Origin of the sequence: Rhizobium sp. BR 317 (assembly GCF_047445835.1) — a bacterium.
In the GTDB taxonomy this organism is placed as follows: Bacteria; Pseudomonadota; Alphaproteobacteria; order Rhizobiales; family Rhizobiaceae; genus Rhizobium; species Rhizobium paranaense.
The window spans coordinates 60643-83612 of record NZ_JARWLB010000023.1; the positions used below are offsets into that span (position 1 = coordinate 60643).

Here is a 22970-nt window from a genome sequence, read left to right on the forward strand (position 1 = left end):
GAAATGCCGGTGAAATCCCTGCTGATCGTGATCCTGAATCTCATCGCGCTCGTGATCATGCCCGTCGTGGCGCAAGCGCAGCAATCGCTGGTGCAAGATCCGGTGGCCTTCGAGAAGGAACACTTCACCAAGCGTTGCGAGGGCCAGGCGAGCTTCGGCGACGGTTTCGCCACCGAACGGGACATCAACAACGACACGCTGACCGACATCGTCGTCAACGAGGGCGAGCTTACCTGCAAGGGAGAAAAGGGCCCCGACTGCACCGACGAGGGCTGCCCGTACAACTTCTACATCCATGTCGCCGAGGGCGGCTATATTCTCGTCGCCACCGCACGGATCTATGGCTACGATTTCATCCAGCGCTTCGGCAACATGGTGCTGGTCATGAAAATGCACCCGCACTTCTGCGACCGCACCGAGGGTGACCCTTGTGAAATCACCGTCCGCGTCCGCGGCGTGAAATTCGTCACCGTCGCGAAAAAATAGGTGTTATGGCCGAAAGGGCCAGCCATGTAGTTACGGGCTGGGCCACGTAGTTAGGGGCCGGGATACAGCGCCGAGGTACGGCCGGCGGCGTAATAGCCGACGAGACCGATCCATTCGCGGACGCCCGTCGCCAGCAACTGCGCATTCAGCGACGGCTGGGTGAAATCGAAGCCCAGCGTTTCCTTGCCCGTGCTGCGGTAATCGACCGGCCAGGGGACAACATCGATGCCTTGCTTGCGGAAAATGCCCATGGAGCGCGGCATGTGGAAGCCTGATGTGATCAACAGGCAACCGGAAAGACCGTTCTGCGCCAGGAGCTGCTTGGTGTTGACCGCATTCTCAAAGGTGGTGCGCGAGGTCGTGTCCTCGACAAGCCGATCCTTCGAGAGGCCGAGCGCAACAAAGAAGCGCTCAGAAATGACCGCATCCCCCTCGTAATTGCCACTGATCGAACCATCGCCGCCGGAGACGACGATACGTGCCTGCGGAAACTTCTGCGCCAGCCGCAACGTCTCGATGAGACGATCGCCAGCCGAATCGAGCTCATACCCACCCCGCGCCGTCGTCACCTCATTCTGCGTGGCACCGCCGAGAACGATCATACATTTGAGATCGGCAGGATCAGCCGCCGGATGCGGAAACCGCTCCTCCAGCCCCTGCACGATATAGGCGCCGGCGGTCGTATAAAGCGCGACGAACAGGATCAGGACCGACAGCAGCGACGAGACGATCGCAAGAAAGCGCCTGCGAACAAGGCTGCCGATCAGGCCCAATACACCGAAGAAAAAAGCCAGCGACAGCGGCTGACCAAAAATCCAGACCAGTTTCGAAAAAACGAACAAGATGCATCMTCGGGCGTGTCGAGCTGGAGCTCTCAAGAGCAACAGCAGAAAACGATTCGTTTTTTCCTAGCAGATTTTTGTGCGCTGCAATGTGGCGATTTTGGTTGGGTKKGCGGGGAGAAGGGGTGCGGGATGCAGGGTAAGTGCTGTCAGGGAAACCGCGGATCAATCAGCCTTAGGGTCTAATCGGGATACGAAGAACTGTTCTTATGTTGAAACCGTTAAATTGCTCCCTCGATGCCACGAGAAGTCGAATCGCTAGCTGAGTGCCGCCGCCAGAACAAGTGCGGCACGGCAATAAAATTGACATACAGCCCCGCTGAGAGCCTTTCTACTAGACTCGGTAAATAGTGAATCTATAGTCAAATCCCCCTCTATGAGGAATTACTGGGGAATTAGAGGCATCCCACGCAGGCTCACCTTGCCTCTAAGCCACGATGCTAGTATTAGATTGGCATCACTTGTCCGCAGCATTCAGGCGGCATTCTTGGTAGCAACCAGGGAGGTTTAGCTTCGTCGCATGAAGCGCCGAAGGACTGGTGAGAGCGGGTCCTCCTTGCTCTTAAAGAGAAAGGAGAGGGATATGAGAATATCATGTCCCGCATTCCGCCCAGTGTCAGTTGCTGACTACTGGCGGTTCCGTCTGGGCCAGTGGGAACATGTTTGTTCGCACTGCCGCCGCTGGCCGCGTTGCCGCGCGACTACGGTTTAACCCAGACTTCCCCTAGACTTGTGCCTGGATTGGGGCCCCCATTGCGGTGGGGGCCTTTTAGGCTCCTGTCATCAACAGGATGTTGATTTTGTATGTCGAATCACGCCACTTGACAAGTGTTTCTCACCTTCGTTCGCGACGCAAATTCGAAAAATATTCAATGTGATTCCAAAAAATTGTATATTTTCAATGCCTTAAAAAAGGCACGCACCCCTACTCGATTATGCCTCGACAGTCAATAACACGCCCCTGTGAATAATGAGGATACTTGAATATGAGGCGTCGGATAGTAGACATCGAGATGACGTGACGCATCAGAATCCGCCTAGTTTTTGGCAGCGATCTGAGCGCCAATCGATACAGGTACTGGCAAGGGTAGTTTCGTTAAAGGCGAGACCGACTTCCGCCTCATCGGCAAACGAATCCGATCAAATAAGTCTCTTCTTCGCAAACGCCCTGCCAGAATGAGATTTCAAATATGTTTCAAATTCCAGTGCTCTGTATTTGTCTGGAAAAGCGGAATACCAGAGCAAAATCCAGGGCGCGAATTTTGCTGTATGACTTGATTTGCCGGCATTGTGATCCGCAAGTCGCCGCTTAAGATCCGACGTAGATCCAGTATATTGCTGTTCGGGAAAATCGACGCTCTGGAGAATGTAAACATACCACATCAGGCTTGCCGTCACGCTCCGCGAATCATGTCGAGCATACTGGCTTAACGGTTTCCCGTGGCTGTCTTACGCAAAGCTTGTAATTGAGATTTAAGCCCGTCGTCGCCCTGCGGGCTTTGCCGGGCACTGCTTCGGCCTAACGGTTTCCTGCGGCTGCGCCACGCGAAGCCCGTAAGGGCGAAGCGTGGTGGAGCTAAGCGGGATCGAACCGCTGACCTCTTGCATGCCATGCAAGCGCTCTCCCAGCTGAGCTATAGCCCCATCAAGGTGGTGCCGTTTGACCGGCCCTGGGTCCCTTCCGAGCGCTTCGCCCGTCGGGGTGGCGGCTTATTACTTCTGGTTTTTGCAGATAGCAAGCCGAAATTTTCGGCCCGGAAAACTTTTCTTGTTCACCGGGCCGATTGTTCGCAAATCAAACGTCGTCGTCGTCGCCGGTGACGCCGATGATGTCGCTCATGTCGTCGTCATCTTCGTCTTCGTCGGCTTCGAGGAAGGTGTCGTCGTCATCGTCGCCGATTTCGACATCGTCATCGCCCATGTCCGGAATATCGTCGCCGGTAGCAGCCTCATCGGCATCTTCGAGCGATACGAGTTCGACTTCCGTGTTTTCGGTATCGACTTCAGCCACTTCGTCTTCTTCCGGAACTTCCTTGGAAGCGGAGGTTTCCTCGAAGAAGGACAAGGGCCAGGACTTGCCGGTGTAGGGCGAGACGATCGGGTCCCGGTTCAGGTCATAGAACTTCTTGCCGGTATCTGGATCGGTACGTTTTGTTCCAAGTTCCGCTTTCGCCACTGTCAAAGCCTCATGAATGGCCGAATAAAGATTCGGCAATGCCGGGGAAGCCGGCGTTTTAAGGGAAATTATCAGCCGGTCCCCTTAATCGTTGCGGCTCTCTCTGTCAAAGCCAAACTTTATATACGCCGGGACTGGTTTTCCCGGCATTCCAGGATGACCGGGCAGCGGGTCTATGGTAACGAGCCAGCGTGAACCGCAGGTCAGTTGGCGCAACAGGAGCTAAGCCAGCGATAATGCGGCGTAAATAACGGCATCGCAAAGGAATTGCCCATGCCGCACGACATTCATCCGCGGCCCGCGACGGCGCGCCACTCGACCAATCTTTCCGGCACCATCCGCGTTCCCGGCGACAAATCCATTTCGCATCGCGCCCTCATGTTCGGCGGCCTGGCTGCCGGCGAAACCCACATTACCGGCCTGCTCGAAGGCGAGGATGTGCTCAATACCGGCAAGGCCATGCAGGCCATGGGCGCCAGGATCGAGAAGATCGGGGCCGAATGGATCATCAAGGGCGTCGGCAACGGCGCGCTGCTGGCCCCGGAAGCACCGCTCGATTTCGGCAATGCCGGCACCGGCAGCCGCCTGACCATGGGCCTCGTCGGCGTCTATGATTTCGAATCCACATTCATCGGCGACGCCTCGCTTTCCAAGCGGCCGATGGGCCGCATCCTCGATCCGCTGCGGCAGATGGGCGTGCAGGTCAAATCCAGCGAAGGCGACCGCCTACCGGTGACGCTGCATGGGCCGGAGACGGCCAGTCCGATCACCCATCGCGTGCCGATGGCTTCGGCGCAGGTCAAATCCGCCGTGCTGCTCGCCGGCCTCAATGCGCCTGGAATCACCACCGTCATCGAGCCGGTCATGACCCGCGACCATACCGAAAAGATGCTGGCCGGCTTTGGCGCCGATCTTTCGGTMGAGATCGATCGGGACGGCGTGCGCACCATCCGCCTTCAGGGCCAGGGCAGGCTTTCCGGCCAGATTATCGACGTTCCCGGCGACCCCTCCTCGACGGCCTTTCCGCTGGTCGCGGCGCTGATCGTTCCCGGCTCTGATATCACCATCCGCAACGTGCTGATGAACCCCACCCGCACCGGCCTGATCCTGACGCTGCAGGAGATGGGTGGCGATATTGAGGTTCTCGACAGGCGTCTTGCCGGCGGCGAGGATGTCGCTGATCTCCGCGTCCGCTCCTCGGCGCTCAAAGGCGTCACAGTGCCGGCCGAGCGGGCGCCGTCGATGATCGACGAATATCCGGTCCTCGCCGTCGCCGCCGCCTTCGCCGAGGGCGCGACGGTCATGCTTGGGTTGGAGGAACTGCAGGTCAAGGAATCCGACCGGCTTTCGGCGGTTGCGGAAGGGTTGACGCTCAACGGCGTCGATTGCGCCGAAGGCAAGGATTCGCTGACGGTGCATGGTCGGCCGAACGGGAAAGGTCTCGGCAACGCTCGCGGCAGCCAGGTCAAGACCCATCTCGACCACCGCATTGCCATGAGCTTCCTGGTGATGGGGCTTGCCTCGGAACATCCGGTCAGCATCGACGACTCCACCATGATCGCCACCAGCTTTCCGGAGTTTTTTGACCTCATGACAAGATTGGGTGCGACGATCGAGGTCGAGGGCTGATAAAATCTTGGCCGGCCTGCGGGTGAAAGCGCCCGCAGGCGTGACGCAACCCAAGTCGGGAGCAGTCGGTGGCCATTCGGGGCCGCCGGTCCTATGACGCGCCCGACAACGACAGACGGTTCCGGACCATGTACCAGCCGCCTCATCATCGCGAAGACGATCTCGGCACGCAGCACGCGCTGATCCGCGCGCATCCGCTGGGATTGCTGATCACCGCCGGCAATGGCGGGCTGATCGCCAATCTTGTGCCGTTCCATCTCAAGACCGGCCTTTCACCCAAGGGCACGTTGCAGGCGCATATCGCCAGGGCGAACGGCCAATGGCGGGAAATCCAGGCGGGAGCGCCGGTCCTCGTCGTCTTTCAGGGCGCCGAAAGCTACATCACGCCATCTTGGTATGCGACCAAGCAGGAGACCGGCAAGGTCGTGCCGACCTGGAACTATGCGGTCGTGCAGGTTCGCGGCAATGCGCGCGTCATCGACGATCCCGCCTGGCTGCGGGCGCAGATTGGCATGCTGACCGGCGAGAACGAGAGCGGCCGTCCGCAGCCCTGGACGGTCGACGATGCGCCGCCGGATTTCATCGCTGCGCAGTTGAAGGGTATTATCGGCATCGAGATCGACATCGAGACGATTGACGGCAAGTGGAAGGTCAGCCAGAACCGTCCCGCCGCCGATCGGCAGGGCGTCGCCCAAGGCCTCGACGGAATCGACAGCGGTTCAGCCGCCGAAATGGCCGAGCTGGTGCGGCGATACGACAGACAAAAGCAAGACTGAAGGCAGGGATATAAAGAGAATGATCATCGCCATCGACGGACCCGCTGCGGCAGGCAAGGGAACCTTGTCGCGCCGGATCGCCGAGGAATATGGTTTTCACCATCTCGATACCGGCCTGACCTATCGGGCGACCGCCAAAGCCCTCCTTGACGCCGGCCTGCCGCTCGACGACGAAACGGTTGCCGAGACGATAGCGCGAAAAGTCGATCTTTCCGGGCTCGACCGCGCGGTCCTGTCGAAGCACGAGATCGGCGAGGCGGCATCGAAGATCGCCGTCATGCCGGCGGTACGCCGGGCGCTGGTCGACGCGCAGCGGGCCTTTTCGCTGAGGGAGCCGGGCACGGTTCTGGATGGGCGCGACATCGGCACTGTCGTCTGCCCCGATGCTCCGGTAAAAATCTATGTCACGGCATCGGCGGAAGTCAGGGCGAAACGACGCTACGACGAAATCGTCAATGCCGGCGGCAGCGCCGATTATGCAGCAATTTTCGAGGACGTGAAACGGCGCGACGAGCGGGACATGGGCCGCTCCGACAGCCCTTTGCGACCAGCGGAAGACGCGTACTTGCTTGATACCTCAGAAATGAGTATAGAAGCGGCGTTTCAGACGGCAAAATCGTTTATCGATGCCGGTCTGAGCCGAAATGCCTGAAAATGCGAGCGACTTCGCGTGCTTTGCGCACGAAGTCGCTGATTTAGAAGCCTGACATTCCGTCCAAGCGCCGGATAGCCTTCCCCAAGGGGAGGCGGACGGATGCAGGCCTGTTCAACACGAACCACCGGCGCATCAGTGTCCTCAATCCTGATTGAGACACGCCAGGAGATTTTATGTCTGTAACTTCCCCCTCTCGCGAAGATTTCGCAGCCCTTCTCGAAGAATCCTTTGCCAAGAACGATCTGGCTGAAGGCTATGTCACCAAGGGCATCATCACCGGCATCGAAAAGGATGTCGCCGTTGTGGACGTCGGCCTCAAGGTCGAAGGCCGCATCGCGCTGAAGGAATTCGGTGCACGCGCCAAGGACGGCACGCTCAAGGTTGGCGATGAAGTCGAAGTCTATGTCGAGCGCATCGAAAACGCGCTTGGCGAAGCTGTTCTGTCGCGCGAAAAGGCTCGCCGCGAAGAAAGCTGGATCAAGCTCGAAGCCAAGTTCGAAGCTGGCGAGCGCGTCGAAGGCGTCATCTTCAATCAGGTCAAGGGTGGCTTCACCGTCGATCTGGATGGCGCTATCGCCTTCCTGCCGCGTTCGCAGGTCGACATCCGTCCGATCCGCGACGTTACCCCGCTGATGCACAACCCGCAGCCCTTCGAAATCCTCAAGATGGACAAGCGCCGCGGCAACATCGTCGTTTCGCGTCGTACGGTTCTGGAAGAGTCCCGTGCCGAGCAGCGTTCTGAAATCGTTCAGAACCTCGAAGAAGGCCAGGTTGTTGACGGCGTCGTCAAGAACATCACCGATTACGGTGCGTTCGTTGACCTCGGCGGCATCGACGGCCTGCTGCACGTCACCGACATGGCATGGCGCCGTGTGAACCATCCGTCGGAAATCCTGTCCATCGGCCAGCAGGTCAAGGTACAGATCATCCGCATCAACCAGGAAACCCACCGCATCTCGCTCGGCATGAAGCAGCTCGAGAGCGATCCGTGGGATGGCATCCAGGCCAAGTATCCGGAAGGCAAGAAGATCTCCGGTACCGTTACGAACATCACCGACTACGGTGCGTTCGTCGAGCTGGAGCCGGGCATCGAAGGCCTCATCCACATTTCGGAAATGTCCTGGACCAAGAAGAACGTTCACCCCGGCAAGATCCTGTCCACGAGCCAGGAAGTCGAAGTCGTCGTTCTCGAAGTCGATCCGACCAAGCGTCGTATCTCTCTCGGCCTGAAGCAGACGCTGGAAAATCCGTGGGCAGCATTCGCCCGCAACCATCCGGCTGGCACTGAAGTCGAAGGCGAAGTCAAGAACAAGACCGAATTCGGCCTGTTCATCGGCCTCGACGGCGATGTGGACGGCATGGTTCACCTCTCCGACCTCGACTGGAACCGTCCGGGCGAGCAGGTCATCGAAGAGTACAACAAGGGTGATGTCGTCAAGGCCGTCGTTCTCGACGTCGATGTCGACAAGGAACGCATCTCGCTCGGCATCAAGCAGCTCGGCAAGGATGCAGTCGGCGAAGCCGCTGCTTCCGGCGAACTGCGCAAGAATGCCGTCGTTTCGGCTGAAGTCATCGCCATCAACGATGGCGGCATCGAAGTGAAGCTCGTCAACCACGACGACATCACCTCCTTCATCCGCCGCGCCGACCTGTCGCGTGACCGCGACGAGCAGCGTCCGGAGCGTTTCTCGGTCGGTCAGACCGTCGACGCCCGCGTCACCAACTTCTCCAAGAAGGACCGCAAGATCATGTTGTCCATCAAGGCTCTGGAAATCGCAGAAGAGAAGGAAGCAGTTGCTCAGTTCGGTTCGTCCGACTCGGGTGCTTCGCTCGGCGACATCCTGGGTGCGGCTCTGAAGAACCGCAACGCCGAATAATCTTCGGCTGAAGCCTTAGAGATAAAAAACCCGCCGGAGCGATCCGGCGGGTTTTTGTTTGAGTCTGCACAGGATTCAAAGACTAGAACTATCTTTGTGCGTTCAGACGAACACACGGCGCTCTGACGCGGCCCGGTTATTCCCATTCCACCATGCGCTGATAGAAATCGAAGGCGTGATCGTGCAGGGAGTCCTGCGGCGCGGGTGCAGGCAGTGCGAGCGGTTCTGGCGCGATGACGCTGGTTTCCGAGAGAGTGGCTTCTGCATCGGCCTCTTCGGATGTTGAAGCCGTCGGCTGATGCGTTTCCTCAGGCTGAGAATCGTCTTCACTCTCGTCCTGCGCCGTTTCTCCGCCCTGCCCCTGTTCGTGCTCCTCGTCATCGGCGGGGTCGACACGATCGACTCTTTCCAGTTCCTTCTCTTCAATCGAGACATCCACTGGCAAATATTGTGCGATGGCAAACGGAATGCCTTGCGGCAGCGGGACCGACGTTCCCATCTGCGACGCAGCATCGGGCATATTCATAGCGGGTGCACCCGGCACATCGCCCAGGGATTTGCTCTGAAGCGCAGCCGGCGCGCTCGGTACCTCATCCGTAGAAGTCGCGTTCTGGCTTGCCATGGTGGCGGCCAGATTCCGGGTGTCCTCATTGGCGGTCGTCTGCGGCGGCAGCGGCACGTCCTTTTGGTCGTCGGCATTGGCGGCAAGCGCCTGCGCGATAATCTTTTCTGCCGCGGACTCATCGTCGTGGATAATCTGCAGAAGCTCGGGGCCGGTGACTTCCAAGGCACGGCCGATGACGACCTGCAGTCCTTCCTTGATATCGGCCCGGATCTGCTGGATGTCCCGCGGCACAGGCGGTGGCGTGATCGGCGATCTGATCAGAGCGATTTCCGTGGGGAGCTTCTCCTCGGCCGATGTCGCTGACGACATGTTGCCCGCTACGGGGATGACGTTTTGCGGATGGACGGTCTCGCCGTTGCCGGCATCAATGAGAAGCGCACTTGCAGCCAGCGGAAGCGGGGCGGATTGCTGATTTGGGATGGCTTGCGGGGTCGAGGCGGTTTCGAGGCTTGGCAAGAGCTCCGGTTCCAAAATCGCCGCAGCAACGAGAACTGCCTGAGCCGGTGCAATCGCCACCGGCGTTTCCTCGGCCACCTGCGCGGCAATTGCAGCGAGGACAGCGGCCGCGGGTGCTGGCGCCGCAACGCTCTCCGGCGAAGCCGGCAGGACTGCCGGGGTAGCCGCCGGAACGACGTCTGTAGTCTTCAGGATCGCTTGTGCCGGGACTTGGGCCGGGACTTGGGCCTGCGACTCGATCGTCTCCGTTTCGCCGGCATTCTGGCCATAGGAATTGACAACGGCCTTGATGACCGCGTCGGGCTCCGGTGTCAGCGCCGCATCCAGGCTGATGGCGATTTGCACGGCTTCCGGCCCATCCGGATTGGTCAGCACCTCGGCAATGAGAGGCAACGGGATCGGCGTTTCCGCCTGCGCGTCCAAGAGTTGCTGGGCGACCGCAAGCTGTTGCGGCGGCAGGCTGAGGATCGTATCGGCCAGCCGCTGTGCCAAAGCGGCGTTGCTCTCATCTGGCTCGCGCGAAATGTTCAACGCCGTGCTGGCGTCATCGATGACGGAGAGCAAACTGTCGAACATCCGTTCGCGCGCCGCCACCAGCAGCATGTTCAACTTGCCTTCGACACTGGCGTTCACCGTATTCGGCAGCACGGCAAGCGGCGTCGCGGTCGTCTGGGCACCGGACGTTTCGGCGGTGGCAACCGCCGGCTTTTCAAGGGTTATACCCAAAGCAGACACGGCACTCACGGAAGACAACATGGGATGCTCCTTTGTCTGAAAAGACGGAAGCAGAAGGCAGGTTCAGTCGGAGTCCGCTCATGCGGCCATCAGCAATTCGCAAGCCGGTTGACCGACCGGTCGACGCAGAAAAACGTCGGTCGAATGCATGAAATCAGGGGTAGAATAGCAGGCCGTCTCTTAACAGATTACTAACTACCGAGCCGATGCCACCTCCGCGGCACCGGTTTTTCTTTTCAATTCGCTTTTGACACGGGCGATCAGCTATGCGCGAAAATATCGGTCTCTTCCCAGCCGAGGAGGTCCAGCTTTGCCCGGGTCGGCAGGAAGGTGAAGCAGGCATCGGCATGCTCGATGCGGCCATCGCGCACAAGGCGCTCCCTCAGCTTGCCGCGCAGCGCGTGCAGGTAAAGCACATCGGAGGCGGCATATTCGAGCTGTGCCGGCGAGAGCGTCTCGGCCGCCCAGTCGGAAGACTGCTGCGCCTTGGAAATGTCGACCTCGAGCATCTCCTTGAGATTGTCCTTGAGGCCATGACGGTCCGTATAGGTGCGGCAGAGGCGCGAAGCGATCTTGGTGCAGAAAACCGGCGTCGTGGTGACACCGAACGTGTGGAACAGCACGGCGATATCGAAGCGGCCGTAGTGAAAAATCTTCTCGCGCGAGGGATCGGCCAGCATGGCGACGAGGTTCGGCGCCTCTTTCTGGCCGGCGGCGATGCGGATCACATCGGCAGTGCCGTCACCCGGCGAAAGCTGCACGACGCAGAGCCGGTCGCGGCGTGGAATGAGGCCGAGCGTTTCGGTATCGATCGCTATGGAGCCGGTGTAGCGGGCGGCATCGGCAGCAGAAATATCGCCTTCGTGATAACGGATGGTCGCGGCCATGAAGCTCTCCCGGCTCTATCGTCTGAATTCGTTTTTCGTCCTGTTCTATAGAACAGACAAGGAGATAACGATACTGCGCGGGGCTTAAAATGCGAGGCCTCGTCCGGCCTCAAGTCGAGGTGATGTGGATATGGCCTTGCCACAGACGCGCCGCTGTCAACTTTCCGGAACGGAAGGCGCCGGTGTCGATATTGAGCCGAAGCCCATGCGCTTCGGCTTGTCTGACCGGCGTATGGCCATGAATGATCAGCTTCGGCAGCGGTTGCGCGCTGTCGTAAAAGCGCGAGCGGATGTAAACAAGGTCGTCATCGTCCTGCGCTTCGATCGGTCGTTCCGGATCGATACCGGCATGGACGAACAGGACCTGCGGCGTATCCAGCAGAATCGGCAGCCGGCGGAGAAAGTTGAGATGATCGTCGGGTAGCCAGGTGCGGATGAAGGTGTCGAGTTTTTTCTGCCGGGGATATTGCTGCCGTAGAGCCTGGATATCCACGCCATAGGATTTCAGCGTCGCCTCACCGCCGAGCGCGACCCACTCGTCCAGGGATATTTCACCATCGGCATAGGCGAGCATGGCGAGCTCATGATTGCCGGTGAGGCAGATCCGGTCGAAACCATTCGGCAGCGGCGCCATCAGCCGGCTGACGACCTGTGCCGAGGCCGGGCCACGATCGATGAAATCGCCAAGCATGATGATCAGCTTGCGGCCGGGCAGTGCGGCGGCATCGGCGAAAATCTTGCGTTCKAGCACGCTCAGGAGGTCGTAGCGGCCATGCACGTCGCCGATCACATAGGTCGGCACGTCCAAGCTATCGAGGTGCTCACGACGCCGGCGCGGGCTGAAGCCGCGAGTGACTTTCTCGCGTATGGTATTTGCCGCCATGAAACTTCCCTCATCGAAATGTCACCATCCCGAGCGCTCTAACCCCTCGTAGAGCGGTTCAGCGTTTCACGGAATCGCTTTCCCGCTCTATCCCTTTGTTTTGACGCATTCCGGACGGAAAACCGCTGCGCACTTTTCCTGGAAGTGCTCTAAGCAAAAATAACCGAAAAGCGACAATTCTTTGCCGAATACAGGGATAAACGCGTCTGCCAGGTGTCTATGTCGGCGGAAGTCATCAACAAAGGATTACCTTGCGGCAAAGCGTCCCGAACATAGCCATTTCGCATTGTAAAATTTGACATAGGATGTCCACAATTCTATCGCGCTCGGTAACCCAGGAGGACGACTTTTCATGACCAAGACCATTACCAGGTTCAGCCTCGCCGCCATTCTCGCACTCGGCCTTTCCGGTCAGGCTTTTGCGCACGCACATCTGAATTCGGCAACCCCGGCCGACAAGAGTACCATCAAGGCCTCGCCCAGCGAACTGGACCTCACTTTCAGCGAAGGCTTGAACCTGAAGTTCTCCGGCATCAAGGTAACCGGCCCCGACAAGGCAGTCGTCAAGCTCGGCGATCCCATGCTGATGCAGAACGACACCGTGCTGATGGTTCCCGTCTCCGGAACGCTTGGCGCCGGCACCTATACCGTCGAATGGCATGCTCTTTCCGCTGACGGCCATAAGACCAATGGCAGCTACACCTTCACAGTAAAACCTTGATCGATCCCAACATAGCGCTTGAGGCGTGCCGGTTCCTTCACGGCGCATCCCTGATGCTTCTGTGGGGCGCCTCGGCCTTTCTCTGCTTTCTGGTGCCGAAAGTGCTGGCGGAGAAGGTATGGCGCATGTTCGGCACCGCCCCCTTCCTTGCGGCGCTGATTGCCGGGCTGACGACGCTTGCCTCGCTGCCGCTTGCAAGCGCCATCATCGGCAATGGCTGGAGTGATGCCTTCAATGCCGGCACGATCCGCGACGTGCTGTTCGAAACGACGGTCGGGCAGGCGTGGCTCGCCCAAGCCGCCGCTGCCCTCATCCTCGTTCTTGCTTTCCTGCCGCCGGAGCGTTGGCGTCGCCCGGGCGTGGCGCTCGGCTCCGGTCTCGGCCTTGCCGCCCTCATGCTCACCGGTCACGCCTCGATGCATGAAGGCTGGCTCAAGCTCGCCCATCGCGCCAATGACATTCTTCACGTCCTGGCCGGCGGCGGCTGGCTGGGCGCCCTGGTGCCGCTGGTCCCGATCCTCCGGCTTTTGAACGCGCCCGAAGACCGGGCGGAAGCACTGTTGGCGCTTCGGCGCTTCTCCACCGTCGGGCATGGCGCCGTGGCGCTGGTCATCGCCTCCGGCCTCGTCAATACGATGCTGGTCCTTCAGCGCCTGCCGACGAACTGGTCATCTCCGTATCAAGCGCTGCTTGCCATAAAGATCGTGCTGGTCGCCGGCATGAGCCTGTTGGCGATCGTCAATCGCTACATCCTCGTGCCGCGGATGCAACGCGATCGGGCCCGGGCTTTGAGCGCCATCCGTCGCGGCAGTATTGCCGAGATCGTCCTCGGTATCGCAGTCATTGCGCTAGTCGCCGTTTTCGGCATGCTCGAACCCGTCTGACCGTCAGGCCGACAGCGACCTCACAACCGCACGAACGGCCTCGGCATCCTCCGTTTTCGGCCGGTATTCGAGACCGACCCTGCCGCTATAGCCATGGGCAAACAGCCAATTCAGACGGCCGAGCAAATCGATCTCGCCGGTGCCGGGATCGTTACGGCCAGGGTGATCCGCGACGTGGACATGCACGATGCGATCGGCGCGTTTGCCGACCACATCTTCCGTCCGCTCGCCCATGACAGCCGAATGGTAGATATCGTAGACGATACCAATTTCCGGCCGGCCCACCTCGACGACGATATCCAGGCCTTCCACCGTCGAGGACAAATAGTAGCCGACATGGTCGATCTTCGTGTTCAAAGGCTCCAGACCGAGCCGAACGCCTGAGCCGCTCAAGATATCGGCGCCGGCGCTCAAGGCGGAGATCATGACTTCCCGCTGTTCGGCGCGTGAAAACTCCGGCAAATCGTCACCCGCCTGCGCAACCAAAACCGAAGCGCCCAGGCGCTGCGCCACATTGACGGACACCTGCAAGCCCTCCAGCCAAGCCTCCTTGTTCGCCGGATTTGTCAGCGCGATCATCGGCTCGGCGACGATGCCCGAAACGGCGATCCCGGTCTCGGCGACCGCGGATGCGATTGCATCCAGGTCCTTGTTCGTCCAGCGCCAGAACTCGACCGCGCTTAGTCCGGCCTGATGCGCCAGCCGGATACGGTCGGTAAAATTGTCACCTTCGCGGGCAAACAGCCATTCGATGCATGCCGAAAATTGCCGCATGAAAATCGTCCTCCAAAGAATATGCCCAGTGACGTGGGCCCTATCGCCGGCGACGGCAAGAGGCCGGCCGCTAGAATTGCGAGGCGGACCGGCGCAGCGCGGGCTGGGCGCCCTCGACGCTCATTGCCGTCACCATGCGCATATCCCGGCGGAAATCCGAAGGCGACATGCCGGCAATATGGCGGAAGGATTTGTTGAAGGCGCTGATCGAGCCGAAGCCGCTGTCCATCGCCACCTGCAGCACGTTGGCGCCGTCGCGCATCAGCATGGCCTGGGCGCGCGACAAGCGCAGCAGGTTGACATATTTGCTGAGCGTCATGCCGGTGCATTTCTTGAAGAGGTTCATCGCATATTTCGGATGCAGATCCGCTGCCTTGGCGATATCAACCGTATCGATGTCGTGCAGGAAATTGCTGGCAATGAAATCGCACATGCGCGCCAGGCTGCGCGACGATTGCGGGTGGACCTGTTCGCTCGACTGATGCTCCCGCTTTTCCGGCAGCATGCGATAGGGCTCGAAAGCAATGCGCTCCAGGCGCAGCAGGAGTTCGGCAACCGCATGTTCGGCCTTGGCCGGATCCCCGGAGCGGACATAACGATACCAGCGGGCGAAATTCTCGTTGTCGGCGGCATCCGTCGCGGAGGTGACCAGGGTCTCGCCTCGTATCAGACGGCCGGAAATATCGAGCGGCAGGCGCATGCGGAAGAAATGCACCAGCGGCAGATGCGCGCCGGCATAGATCGAATCTTCCGACGAATCATCCATCTGATGCGGCTGCCCTCCCCAGAACACGCAGATATCGCCGGCACGAAGCTGAATTTCATGGTCGTTCATACGGTAGTGAACCGTGCCGCGTATAAGGTAGTTCACCTCGACCTGCGCATGCCAATGCGGCATCACCATCAGGGGCGGATGGGTATGAAACATCTGCAGGGTCGTCGGCAGCCCTTCGATGCTGCTCGCGCCCGGCTGATAAACTGCTCGATGACCCACCTTACTTTCCGCCAAGTCGATGTTCCTTTTTTAGGAGACAGAAGCGCACCGGTAGCTAGTTTAAGCGTGTTCGCTAGAGGACGGCAATTGAAAAGGGAGGATTTTCAATGCGTTTAAAACTCGCGGGAGCGGCGGCACTTGCTGCCTTGCTGGCTTCCGGTTCTGCTTATGCGGAACAAACCACCATCACAGTCTGGAGCTGGAACATCGCCGCGTCGGCGCTGAAATCCACGGTCGAAGGATTCAATAAAAAATATCCCGACATCAAGGTCKAGGTTCAGGACATCGGCAACCCGCAGGTCTTCGATAAGATGCTGGCCGCTTGCGCCGCCGGCGGTGACGGTCTGCCCGACATCATGTCGATCGAAAATCACAAGGCATCGATCTTCTGGAACCGCTTTCCGGACTGCCTGACCGATCTGACGAAGCTCGGCTACACGGATGCGCTCAAGAAGCAGTTCCCGGACTTCAAGCGTGCCGAGCTTGAGGTCGGCGATGCCGCCTATGCAATGCCCTGGGATTCCGGCCCGGTCGCCATGTTCTACCGCCGCGATCTCTATGAAAAGGCGGGCGTCGATCCGGCAACGATCAAGACCTGGGACGATTTCATTGCCGCCGGCAAGAAGATCTCCGCCGCCAATCCGGGCGTGATCATGGCGCAGGCCGATCTAAACGGCGACACTGAATGGTTCCGCATGCTCGCCAACGAACAGGGCTGCGGCTATTTCTCGTATGACAGCCAGAGCATCACCGTAAACCAGCCAGCCTGCGTGAAGGCCCTGGACAAGGTGAAGGAGTTCAAGGACGCGGGCCTGCTGAGCGCGGCGAACTGGAACGAGAAAATTCAGTCGAACACCGCCAGCAAGGTGGCATCGCAGCTCTATGGCGGCTGGTATGAAGGCACCATTCGCTCCACCTCGCCGGATCTCGCCGGCAAATGGGGCGTCTATCCGATGCCGAGCATGACGGCCGATGGCCCGCATGCGGCCAATCTCGGCGGCTCTTCGCTCGCGATCGCCAGCGGCTCCAAGAACAAGGAGGCAGCCTGGAAATACCTTGAATATACGCTTGGCACCAATGAGGGCCAGGTTACCATGCTGAAGTCCTTCGGGCTGGTACCGTCGCTGCTGACGGCGGTTCAAGATCCCTTCGTCAACCAGCCGCAGCCTTATTGGGGCGGTCAGAAGGTATGGGCCGATATCCTCGCCACCCTGCCGAAGATCCGCCCGAGCCCCGGCACCCAGTATTTCAGCGACGCCGATGAGGTCATAAAGGCCGTGCAGACGAAATACCTCGCTGGTGGTTACCCGAACGGCAAGGCCGCGCTCGACGATGCGGCACAGCAGATCGCCTCGGCGACAGGTCTGCCGCTCGCGAAGTGAGTGACACTGCCGGGCGCGCATCCCAAGCCGCGCTCGGCATCCCCGCCGCCCTGAGGGCGGCGGGGATGCGACGTCACGCGTCATTTCACTGCGCATAAAGGAGAAGGCTTTCATGCGGTTGCGAAACCGGAGCGCCTATGCGTTCCTTGCACCCTATCTTCTGGTGTTCGCCGCCTTCTGGGTCTGGCCGATCATCTATTCGTTCCTGATCTCGTTCCAGAACACCCGGGTTAATCCGTGGGTCTTTAACCTGTCGCTCAATTGGGGGCGCCTGTTCGGCGACCCGGCCTTCTACAACGCGCTTCAAAACACGCTGATCATCCTGATCGTCCAGGTACCCGTGATGATCACGCTCGCCACGGTCATGGCGGTACTATTGAATTCACCGCTGCTGAGAGCGCGCGGCATTTTTCGCTTTGCTTTCTTCGCACCGGTCGTCGTTGGAGAGGTGGCCTATGCCGCTGTCTTCCGCCTGATGTTCAACGTCGATTTCGGCATCATCAACAAGCTAATCGGCATGATCGGCCTCGCACCGGTGTCGTGGTTCGCCGAATCGCATGCCGCAATGGTGCTCATCATCATCGCCGTCACCTGGCGCTGGGCGGGCTACAACGCCATCATCATCCTTTCCGGGCTGCAATCGATCCCCGAGGATGTTTACGAGGCCGCGACGCTTGACCGCGTCAACCGCTTCCAGCAGTTCATCCATATCACCCTGCCGCTGTTGAAGCCGATCATTCTGTTCTGCGTGGTCCTGTCCGTCATCGGCACCATGCAGCTTTTCACCGAACCATATCTGATCACCAACAGGGGTGGTCCCGGCGGCGGGACGGAGACGCTCGGCCTGTTGCTCTATCGCCAGGCCTTCCAGTCGACCAACTTCGGCTATGCCTCCGCAATCGCCTACACGATGGCGGCGCTCGCCGTGGTCATCTCTCTTCTCAATCTCTGGGTGGGGCGCGAACCGAAATGAAATCGAAGTCCAAATCCAATCTGATCCGCTCGATCGCGCTGCACGGCCTGCTCGCACCGCTTGCCCTTATCTGGCTGTTTCCGCTCTGGATGATGTTCATCTTCTCGACCATGCCCGACTACGGCATCTTCAGCCCCGATATCGTCATGGTCCCATCGACGAGCTTTTTCGACAATGTCCGGAATCTGCAGGCCGACACTAACTTCCTCGGTGCAATGACGATCTCCATCGGCGTCGCAGTCATTTATACCTTCCTGTCGGTGCTCCTGACCTCGATGGCCGGATGGGCTCTGGCGCGCTACCAGTTCGCCGGCCGTTCGGGCGTTATCGCCATCATCCTCGGCACGATCACGCTGCCCTACTCCGTCGTCGTCATTCCGCAATTCATCATGGTGGCGCGCGATTTCGGGTTGGGCAACACATGGGTCGCATTGATCGTGCCACCGCTCTTCAATTCGCTCGGTGTGCTGTTCATGCGCCAGGCCTTCTCGATGATGCCGGGCGAGCTCTTTGACGCCGCACGAGTCGAGGGCGTCAAGGAATGGCAGATCTTCCTCCGCATCGCTTTGCCGCTGGCAAGACCGACCATGGCGGCGCTCGCCATCATCCTGTTCCTGGCCTCCTGGAACAACTACCTCTGGCCGCTGCTCATCAATTCCCGACCGGGGATGATGACCGCGCCGGTGGCGCTCGGAACGTTGATCGGCCTTACCAGGGTATCCTGGGGCGGCATCATGGCGGGTGCCGTCATGCTGACGGCGCCGATTCTCATCGTCTTCGTTCTCCTGCAGCGCCACTTCATCGCCGGCATCGCCGCCGGCGCAATCAAATAATTCCGGGAGACCCGTATGGCTGAACTGTCCCTTACCAATGTCGTCAAACGCTACGGTACCCTTGAAATCATCCACGGCGCCAATCTCGACGTGAAGGACGGCGAGTTCGTCGTCTTCGTCGGGCCGTCCGGATGTGGCAAGTCCACGCTGCTGCGCATGATCGCCGGTCTCGAAGACATCACCGGCGGCGAACTCAAGATCGGCGGCCGCGTCGTCAACGATATGGAGCCGGCTGATCGCGGCATTGCCATGGTCTTCCAGTCCTACGCGCTCTATCCGCATCTGACGGTCGAGCAGAACCTCAATTTCGGCCTGCGCATGAACGGCAACCCGAAGGCCGATACCGACCGCCGCGTCAAGCAGGCGGCCGAGATCCTGCAGATCACTGAACTGATGCAGCGCCGGCCGAAGCAGCTTTCCGGCGGCCAGCGCCAGCGCGTCGCTATCGGCCGCGCCATCGTGCGCGAACCGCAGATCTTCCTGTTCGACGAGCCGCTGTCCAACCTCGATGCCGAGCTGCGCGTACAGATGCGCGTCGAAATCTCGCGCCTCCACAAGAAGCTCGGCACGACGATGATCTATGTGACGCACGATCAGACCGAGGCGATGACGCTGGCCGACAAGATCGTCGTGCTGCGCAGCGGCAATATCGAGCAGATCGGCGCGCCGCTCGACCTTTACGACGATCCCGCCAACCAGTTCGTCGCCGGCTTTGTMGGATCGCCAAAGATGAATTTCCTGCCGGCCGAGATCGTTGCCAAGCAAGACGGCGGCGTGACGGTGGCCCTGAAGAATCAGCGCGACGTCCGTCTGTCATTGCCGATCGCTACGGCTCAGGTCGAAACCGGCCAGGCGGTGACGCTCGGCGTGCGGCCGGAACATTTTCTCGAGGCTGGTCGTGGCGATATCGATGTAACCGTCGATGTCGACGTCGCCGAGCATCTCGGCAATACCAGCTACATCTACGCCAACATCGCCGGCGGAGAGCAGATCGTCATCGAGCGGGAGGAATCCCGCAACACCAACAATCGCGACACGCTGAACGTAGCACTCTCCGCAGCCAAGACATTCCTGTTCGACGGCGCCGGCAACCGATTGCGATAGGCGCTCTTTTCCACCGCTCCCCGTTCCATCGCTCCCAAGTCCCGTCACTCCCAAGACAGCATGCAGATTTAGGAAAGGACCAGTTCATGACTACCGAGACATCCATCCGCTGGGGCATCATCGGCCCCGGCAGGATCGCACAGACTTTTGCCGAAGGCGTCGCTCACTCCCGCAGCGGCAAGCTGGTGGCCATCGCCAGCCGCAATCCCGACAAGCCGGGTCTTGGCGATAACTTCCCCGGCGCGCGCATCGTGAACGGCTATGAGGCGCTGCTGGCCGACAAGGAAATCGACGCCATCTATATCGCCACGCCCCATACCGGCCATGCCGAATGGGCCATCAAGGCGATCCGTGCCGGCAAGCATGTCCTCGTCGAAAAGCCGATCGCGCTGTCCGCCTATGATGCCGAGGCGATCTACTACGAAGCCAAGAAGGCTGGCGTCTTCGCCGGTGAAGCCTTCATGTACCGCGTGCATCCACAGACGGCGAAGCTGATCGAACTGGTGAAAAGCAGCGTGATCGGCGAGATCCGCATCATCCGCTCCTCATTCGGCTTCAACATGGGCACGGTCAAGCCGGAACACCGATTGTTCGCCAACGACACGGCTGGCGGCGGCATCCTGGATGTCGGCGGCTATCCGGTATCCATGGCGCGGCTGATTGCCGGTGCCGTTGAAGGCAAGCCGTTCCTCGACCCGGAAAAAGTCTCCGGTGTCGCCCATCTCGGCCAGACCGGCGTCGACGAATGGGCCTCAGCAGTGCTGAAATTCCCGAACAATATCATCGCCGAAGTATCCTGCTCGATCATGGCAAATCAGGACAATACGCTGCGCATCATCGGCTCGGACGGGCGTCTGGAAGTCAAGGATTTCTGGTTCGCCTCCGGCCACAAGGGCGGCGTCGGCAAGATCGAGCTCATCAAGGGCGCGGAAACGCAGGTTATCGAGGTCAAGGAAGACCGTTGGCTCTACTCCTTCGAGGTCGACGCCGCGGGCGATGCCATTCGCGCCGGCCAGGCGGAATTCGCCTATCCGGGCATCAATTGGGCCGATTCGATCGGAAACCTGCGCGCTCTCGATCAGTGGCGCGCCACTGTCGGCCTCGAATATGAGGTCGAGAAGGCGACGCGGCGGACGACGAATATCGTCGGAGCACCCGTCACCATGGGCAACAGCATTCCGAAGCGCACCATTCCCGGCATTGCCAAGCCGGCCTCTCTTGTCACGCTCGGCTTCGAATTCTTCCCGAATTTCGCGGCAGCATCGCTGACGCTCGACGCCTTCTATGAAGCCGGCGGCAATGCCTTCGACACGGCTTACGTCTATGGCGCCGGCAAGACGGAGAGCATATTCGGCGACTGGCACACCAGCCGCAAGGTTCCGCGCGAGGAGGTCGTGCTGATCGGCAAGGGCGTGCATTCGCCGCTTTGCTATCCGGACATGATCGCCAAGCAGCTCGACCAATCGCTGAACCGGCTGAAGACCGATTATGTCGATATCTATTTCATGCATCGCGACAACACGGCCGTTCCGGTCGGTGAATTCGTCGATGCCATGGATGCCGAGGTCAAAGCCGGCCGCATTCGCGGCATCTTCGGCGGCTCGAACTGGACCCGCGCCCGTTTCGACGAAGCGATCGCCTATGCCGAAAAGAACGGCAAGGCGGCGCCAGCAGCTCTCTCCAACAATTTCTCGCTGGCGGAGATGCTCGATCCGATCTGGGCCGGCTGCATTGCTGCCTCCGACGAGGAATGGAAGGCTTGGCTGAATGCCAAGCAGATCCCGAACTTTGCGTGGTCCAGCCAGGGCCGCGGCTTCTTTACTGACCGCGCCGGCCGCGACAAGCGCAGCGACGAGGAGTTGGTTCGCGTCTGGTATTCCGAGCGCAACTTCGGCCGCCGCGACCGGGCGATCGAACTGGCGCAGAAGCTCGGCCGCAACCCGATCCACATCGCGCTCGCCTATGTCGTCGCCCAGCCTTTCCCGGTCATTCCGCTGATCGGCCCGCGCACGATCGCCGAGCTGGAAGACAGCCTCTCGGCACTCGACATCAAGCTGACGCCGGAACAGGTGAAGTGGCTTGAAGGCTGATGCACGCCGATGGCCGGCTCAGGAATACGGGCCGGCCACTCTCACATGACTGAGGCCGAAAACGAAACAGCCCGCTTGGTTCGACAAGCGGGCTGTTTTTATTGCTACCGGATGAATCTTTGTCGCAGCGGATGCGGGCAACCATTACGCCGCGAAATTGAAGGTTTTGGTTTCGGAGCCCTCAAATTCCAGAAGATAGGTCTTCCGCTCGAGGCCACCGGCAAATCCTCTCAAGTCACCGGCCGATCCGACGACGCGATGGCACGGCGTAACGATGGAGACCGGATTCCGGCCATTGGCGGCGCCGACCGCGCGTATGGCCTTGGGAGCACCGATCTGCACGGCAATTTCGGCATAGGAGCGTGTCTCGCCGAAGGGAATGGTGAGCAGTGCCTGCCACACCTTCTTTTGAAATTCCGTGCCGGAGAAGTCGAGCGGCAGCTCAAAAACCTGTCGTTCGCCGGCAAAATATTCCCGCAACTGCCGTTCCGTTTCTATGAGAACAGGATGATTGACATCCTCCGCAACGATATTCAGCCGAACGCGATTTGGCCGGTCATTGTCCCAGAGAATTGCCGCCAAGCCCTCATGACTGGCAACGAGTTTCAACTCGCCGACAGGTGAGTTCACGATCTTGTAGACATAATCCTTCTGCGCACCCCGCGCTGTCCTGGCCATGTCGATATCCTTTCATTGGGATCTAACCGACGAGACTGTCGTAGCCGCCTCTGTTCGTCCGATCGCGGCGAATCCGCTGCTTCGCTGACAATGATGCATATGAGCGGAAATACCGGACGTAGCCCACCCGAAAAGCATTTCGATTGAGAGAAGGCACAATATTTTCACGCCGGCACGAGGTTTGGACAGGAGCCAGTGCGACCTCAGGCCCATGGTTGACCGCAAGCATCTTGGACATCCGGCCAATGTTGGAGATCTGATGAGACTGCGATTGCTAGCGTAACGGCATCCTAAAAACGCAGAAAGCCCCGTGTGGGGCTTTGTGTGTGATCTTTGGCGGCTTTGTTGTGTGGAAGGAAGCTGGATTGGTTGCGGGGGCAGGATTTGAACCTGCGGCCTTCAGGTTATGAGCCTGACGAGCTACCGGGCTGCTCCACCCCGCGCCATCCGAGCAAACCGCTTGCGGTTTGTCCGCCCTCGAGCGAACTGCTTTGCAGTTCGTCTCGACGC

The 22970-nt window shown here is 59.8% G+C and carries 21 protein-coding genes and 2 tRNA genes; 12 read left to right on the forward strand and 11 right to left on the reverse strand.

What is annotated here, in order from left to right:
• Positions 1-9 precede the first annotated feature (9 nt).
• Positions 10-486, forward strand: a complete 477-nt coding sequence (locus QD357_RS27135) for a hypothetical protein (RefSeq protein ID WP_107106444.1) — start codon at positions 10-12, stop codon at positions 484-486.
• A 50-nt stretch (positions 487-536) separates the two neighbouring features.
• Here the strand turns inward: QD357_RS27135 and QD357_RS27140 are convergent, their stop codons facing one another.
• The 4 genes from QD357_RS27140 to QD357_RS27155 form a co-directional block, all read right to left on the reverse strand.
• Entirely contained in the window at positions 537-1328 is a 792-nt protein-coding gene (locus QD357_RS27140) for a YdcF family protein (RefSeq protein WP_107106443.1), read from the reverse strand.
• A 1140-nt stretch (positions 1329-2468) separates the two neighbouring features.
• Positions 2469-2711, reverse strand: a complete 243-nt coding sequence (locus QD357_RS27145) for a GIY-YIG nuclease family protein (RefSeq protein ID WP_107106442.1) — start codon at positions 2709-2711, stop codon at positions 2469-2471.
• 185 nt (positions 2712-2896) lie between these two features.
• Positions 2897-2972 (reverse strand) — tRNA-Ala (locus QD357_RS27150).
• 151 nt (positions 2973-3123) lie between these two features.
• A complete protein-coding gene (locus tag QD357_RS27155) occupies positions 3124-3504 on the reverse strand; it encodes a TIGR02300 family protein (protein ID WP_107106613.1) in 381 nt (126 codons plus the stop codon).
• A gap of 273 nt (positions 3505-3777) precedes the next feature.
• On the opposite strand from QD357_RS27155, the gene aroA reads away from it, so the two are divergent.
• From aroA to rpsA, 4 genes are all read left to right on the forward strand, one after another.
• A complete protein-coding gene (gene aroA, locus QD357_RS27160; RefSeq protein WP_414125456.1) occupies positions 3778-5133 on the forward strand; it encodes a 3-phosphoshikimate 1-carboxyvinyltransferase in 1356 nt (451 codons plus the stop codon).
• A 128-nt stretch (positions 5134-5261) separates the two neighbouring features.
• A complete protein-coding gene (locus QD357_RS27165; protein ID WP_107106612.1) occupies positions 5262-5909 on the forward strand; it encodes an FMN-binding negative transcriptional regulator in 648 nt (215 codons plus the stop codon).
• Between the two features lie 19 nt (positions 5910-5928).
• Positions 5929-6561, forward strand: coding sequence for a (d)CMP kinase (gene cmk / locus QD357_RS27170; protein WP_107106440.1), 633 nt, complete (start codon positions 5929-5931; stop codon positions 6559-6561).
• Positions 6562-6737: 176 nt separating this feature from the next.
• Positions 6738-8441 (forward strand): 30S ribosomal protein S1, encoded by a 1704-nt coding sequence (gene rpsA, locus QD357_RS27175; RefSeq protein WP_028754676.1) that lies wholly within the window; start codon positions 6738-6740, stop codon positions 8439-8441.
• A gap of 136 nt (positions 8442-8577) precedes the next feature.
• On the opposite strand, the gene QD357_RS27180 is transcribed toward rpsA, so the two are convergent.
• The 3 genes from QD357_RS27180 to QD357_RS27190 form a co-directional block, all read right to left on the reverse strand.
• Complete coding sequence (locus QD357_RS27180; protein ID WP_414125457.1) at positions 8578-10278, reverse strand: hypothetical protein; 1701 nt, start codon at positions 10276-10278, stop codon at positions 8578-8580.
• A gap of 239 nt (positions 10279-10517) precedes the next feature.
• Positions 10518-11144, reverse strand: a complete 627-nt coding sequence (locus QD357_RS27185) for a ribonuclease D (RefSeq protein ID WP_107106438.1) — start codon at positions 11142-11144, stop codon at positions 10518-10520.
• A 109-nt stretch (positions 11145-11253) separates the two neighbouring features.
• Positions 11254-12027 carry a metallophosphoesterase gene (locus QD357_RS27190; RefSeq protein WP_107106437.1) on the reverse strand — a complete coding sequence of 258 codons (774 nt, stop codon included), beginning with the start codon at positions 12025-12027 and terminating at the stop codon, positions 11254-11256.
• Between the two features lie 352 nt (positions 12028-12379).
• On the opposite strand from QD357_RS27190, the gene copC reads away from it, so the two are divergent.
• Positions 12380-12748, forward strand: coding sequence for a copper homeostasis periplasmic binding protein CopC (copC, locus tag QD357_RS27195; protein ID WP_107106436.1), 369 nt, complete (start codon positions 12380-12382; stop codon positions 12746-12748).
• A complete protein-coding gene (gene copD / locus QD357_RS27200; protein ID WP_107106435.1) occupies positions 12745-13632 on the forward strand; it encodes a copper homeostasis membrane protein CopD in 888 nt (295 codons plus the stop codon). Before copC ends, copD begins: the two co-directional genes overlap by 4 nt.
• A gap of 3 nt (positions 13633-13635) precedes the next feature.
• Here copD and QD357_RS27205 read toward each other — a convergent pair whose 3' ends face one another.
• Positions 13636-14406, reverse strand: a complete 771-nt coding sequence (locus QD357_RS27205; RefSeq protein WP_107106434.1) for a TIM barrel protein — start codon at positions 14404-14406, stop codon at positions 13636-13638.
• Positions 14407-14476: 70 nt separating this feature from the next.
• Entirely contained in the window at positions 14477-15421 is a 945-nt protein-coding gene (locus tag QD357_RS27210; RefSeq protein WP_107106433.1) for a helix-turn-helix domain-containing protein, read from the reverse strand.
• Between the two features lie 86 nt (positions 15422-15507).
• On the opposite strand from QD357_RS27210, the gene QD357_RS27215 reads away from it, so the two are divergent.
• The 5 genes from QD357_RS27215 to QD357_RS27235 all read left to right on the forward strand — a co-directional run bounded on the left by QD357_RS27215 (position 15508) and on the right by QD357_RS27235 (position 21782).
• Entirely contained in the window at positions 15508-16782 is a 1275-nt protein-coding gene (locus tag QD357_RS27215; protein ID WP_414125458.1) for an ABC transporter substrate-binding protein, read from the forward strand.
• Positions 16783-16894: 112 nt separating this feature from the next.
• On the forward strand, positions 16895-17755 hold the full coding sequence (locus QD357_RS27220; RefSeq protein ID WP_107106431.1) for a carbohydrate ABC transporter permease: 861 nt from the start codon (positions 16895-16897) through the stop codon (positions 17753-17755).
• Positions 17752-18588 (forward strand): carbohydrate ABC transporter permease, encoded by an 837-nt coding sequence (locus tag QD357_RS27225; RefSeq protein WP_107106430.1) that lies wholly within the window; start codon positions 17752-17754, stop codon positions 18586-18588. The genes QD357_RS27220 and QD357_RS27225 overlap by 4 nt, the downstream gene beginning before the upstream one ends.
• Positions 18589-18603: 15 nt before the next feature.
• Positions 18604-19692, forward strand: coding sequence for an ABC transporter ATP-binding protein (locus QD357_RS27230; RefSeq protein ID WP_107106429.1), 1089 nt, complete (start codon positions 18604-18606; stop codon positions 19690-19692).
• An 86-nt stretch (positions 19693-19778) separates the two neighbouring features.
• A complete protein-coding gene (locus tag QD357_RS27235) occupies positions 19779-21782 on the forward strand; it encodes an aldo/keto reductase (RefSeq protein ID WP_107106428.1) in 2004 nt (667 codons plus the stop codon).
• Between the two features lie 144 nt (positions 21783-21926).
• On the opposite strand, the gene QD357_RS27240 is transcribed toward QD357_RS27235, so the two are convergent.
• Positions 21927-22460 (reverse strand): methylated-DNA--[protein]-cysteine S-methyltransferase, encoded by a 534-nt coding sequence (locus QD357_RS27240; RefSeq protein ID WP_107106427.1) that lies wholly within the window; start codon positions 22458-22460, stop codon positions 21927-21929.
• Between the two features lie 366 nt (positions 22461-22826).
• A tRNA-Met gene (locus QD357_RS27245) sits at positions 22827-22903 on the reverse strand.
• Positions 22904-22970 lie beyond the last annotated feature (67 nt).

What these genes read in the sequence shown, in the direction of transcription:
- QD357_RS27145 (WP_107106442.1), bottom strand. Translation starts at nt 2,711, where the DNA reads ATGTGGTATGTTTACATTCTCCAGAGCGTCGATTTTCCCGAACAGCAA.
- QD357_RS27165 (WP_107106612.1), top strand. Translation starts at nt 5,262, where the DNA reads ATGTACCAGCCGCCTCATCATCGCGAAGACGATCTCGGCACGCAGCAC.
- cmk (WP_107106440.1), top strand. Translation starts at nt 5,929, where the DNA reads ATGATCATCGCCATCGACGGACCCGCTGCGGCAGGCAAGGGAACCTTG.
- rpsA (WP_028754676.1), top strand. Translation starts at nt 6,738, where the DNA reads ATGTCTGTAACTTCCCCCTCTCGCGAAGATTTCGCAGCCCTTCTCGAA.
- QD357_RS27180 (WP_414125457.1), bottom strand. Translation starts at nt 10,278, where the DNA reads ATGTTGTCTTCCGTGAGTGCCGTGTCTGCTTTGGGTATAACCCTTGAA.
- QD357_RS27185 (WP_107106438.1), bottom strand. Translation starts at nt 11,144, where the DNA reads ATGGCCGCGACCATCCGTTATCACGAAGGCGATATTTCTGCTGCCGAT.
- copC (WP_107106436.1), top strand. Translation starts at nt 12,380, where the DNA reads ATGACCAAGACCATTACCAGGTTCAGCCTCGCCGCCATTCTCGCACTC.
- QD357_RS27205 (WP_107106434.1), bottom strand. Translation starts at nt 14,406, where the DNA reads ATGCGGCAATTTTCGGCATGCATCGAATGGCTGTTTGCCCGCGAAGGT.
- QD357_RS27220 (WP_107106431.1), top strand. Translation starts at nt 16,895, where the DNA reads ATGCGGTTGCGAAACCGGAGCGCCTATGCGTTCCTTGCACCCTATCTT.
- QD357_RS27225 (WP_107106430.1), top strand. Translation starts at nt 17,752, where the DNA reads ATGAAATCGAAGTCCAAATCCAATCTGATCCGCTCGATCGCGCTGCAC.
- QD357_RS27235 (WP_107106428.1), top strand. Translation starts at nt 19,779, where the DNA reads ATGACTACCGAGACATCCATCCGCTGGGGCATCATCGGCCCCGGCAGG.
- QD357_RS27240 (WP_107106427.1), bottom strand. Translation starts at nt 22,460, where the DNA reads ATGGCCAGGACAGCGCGGGGTGCGCAGAAGGATTATGTCTACAAGATC.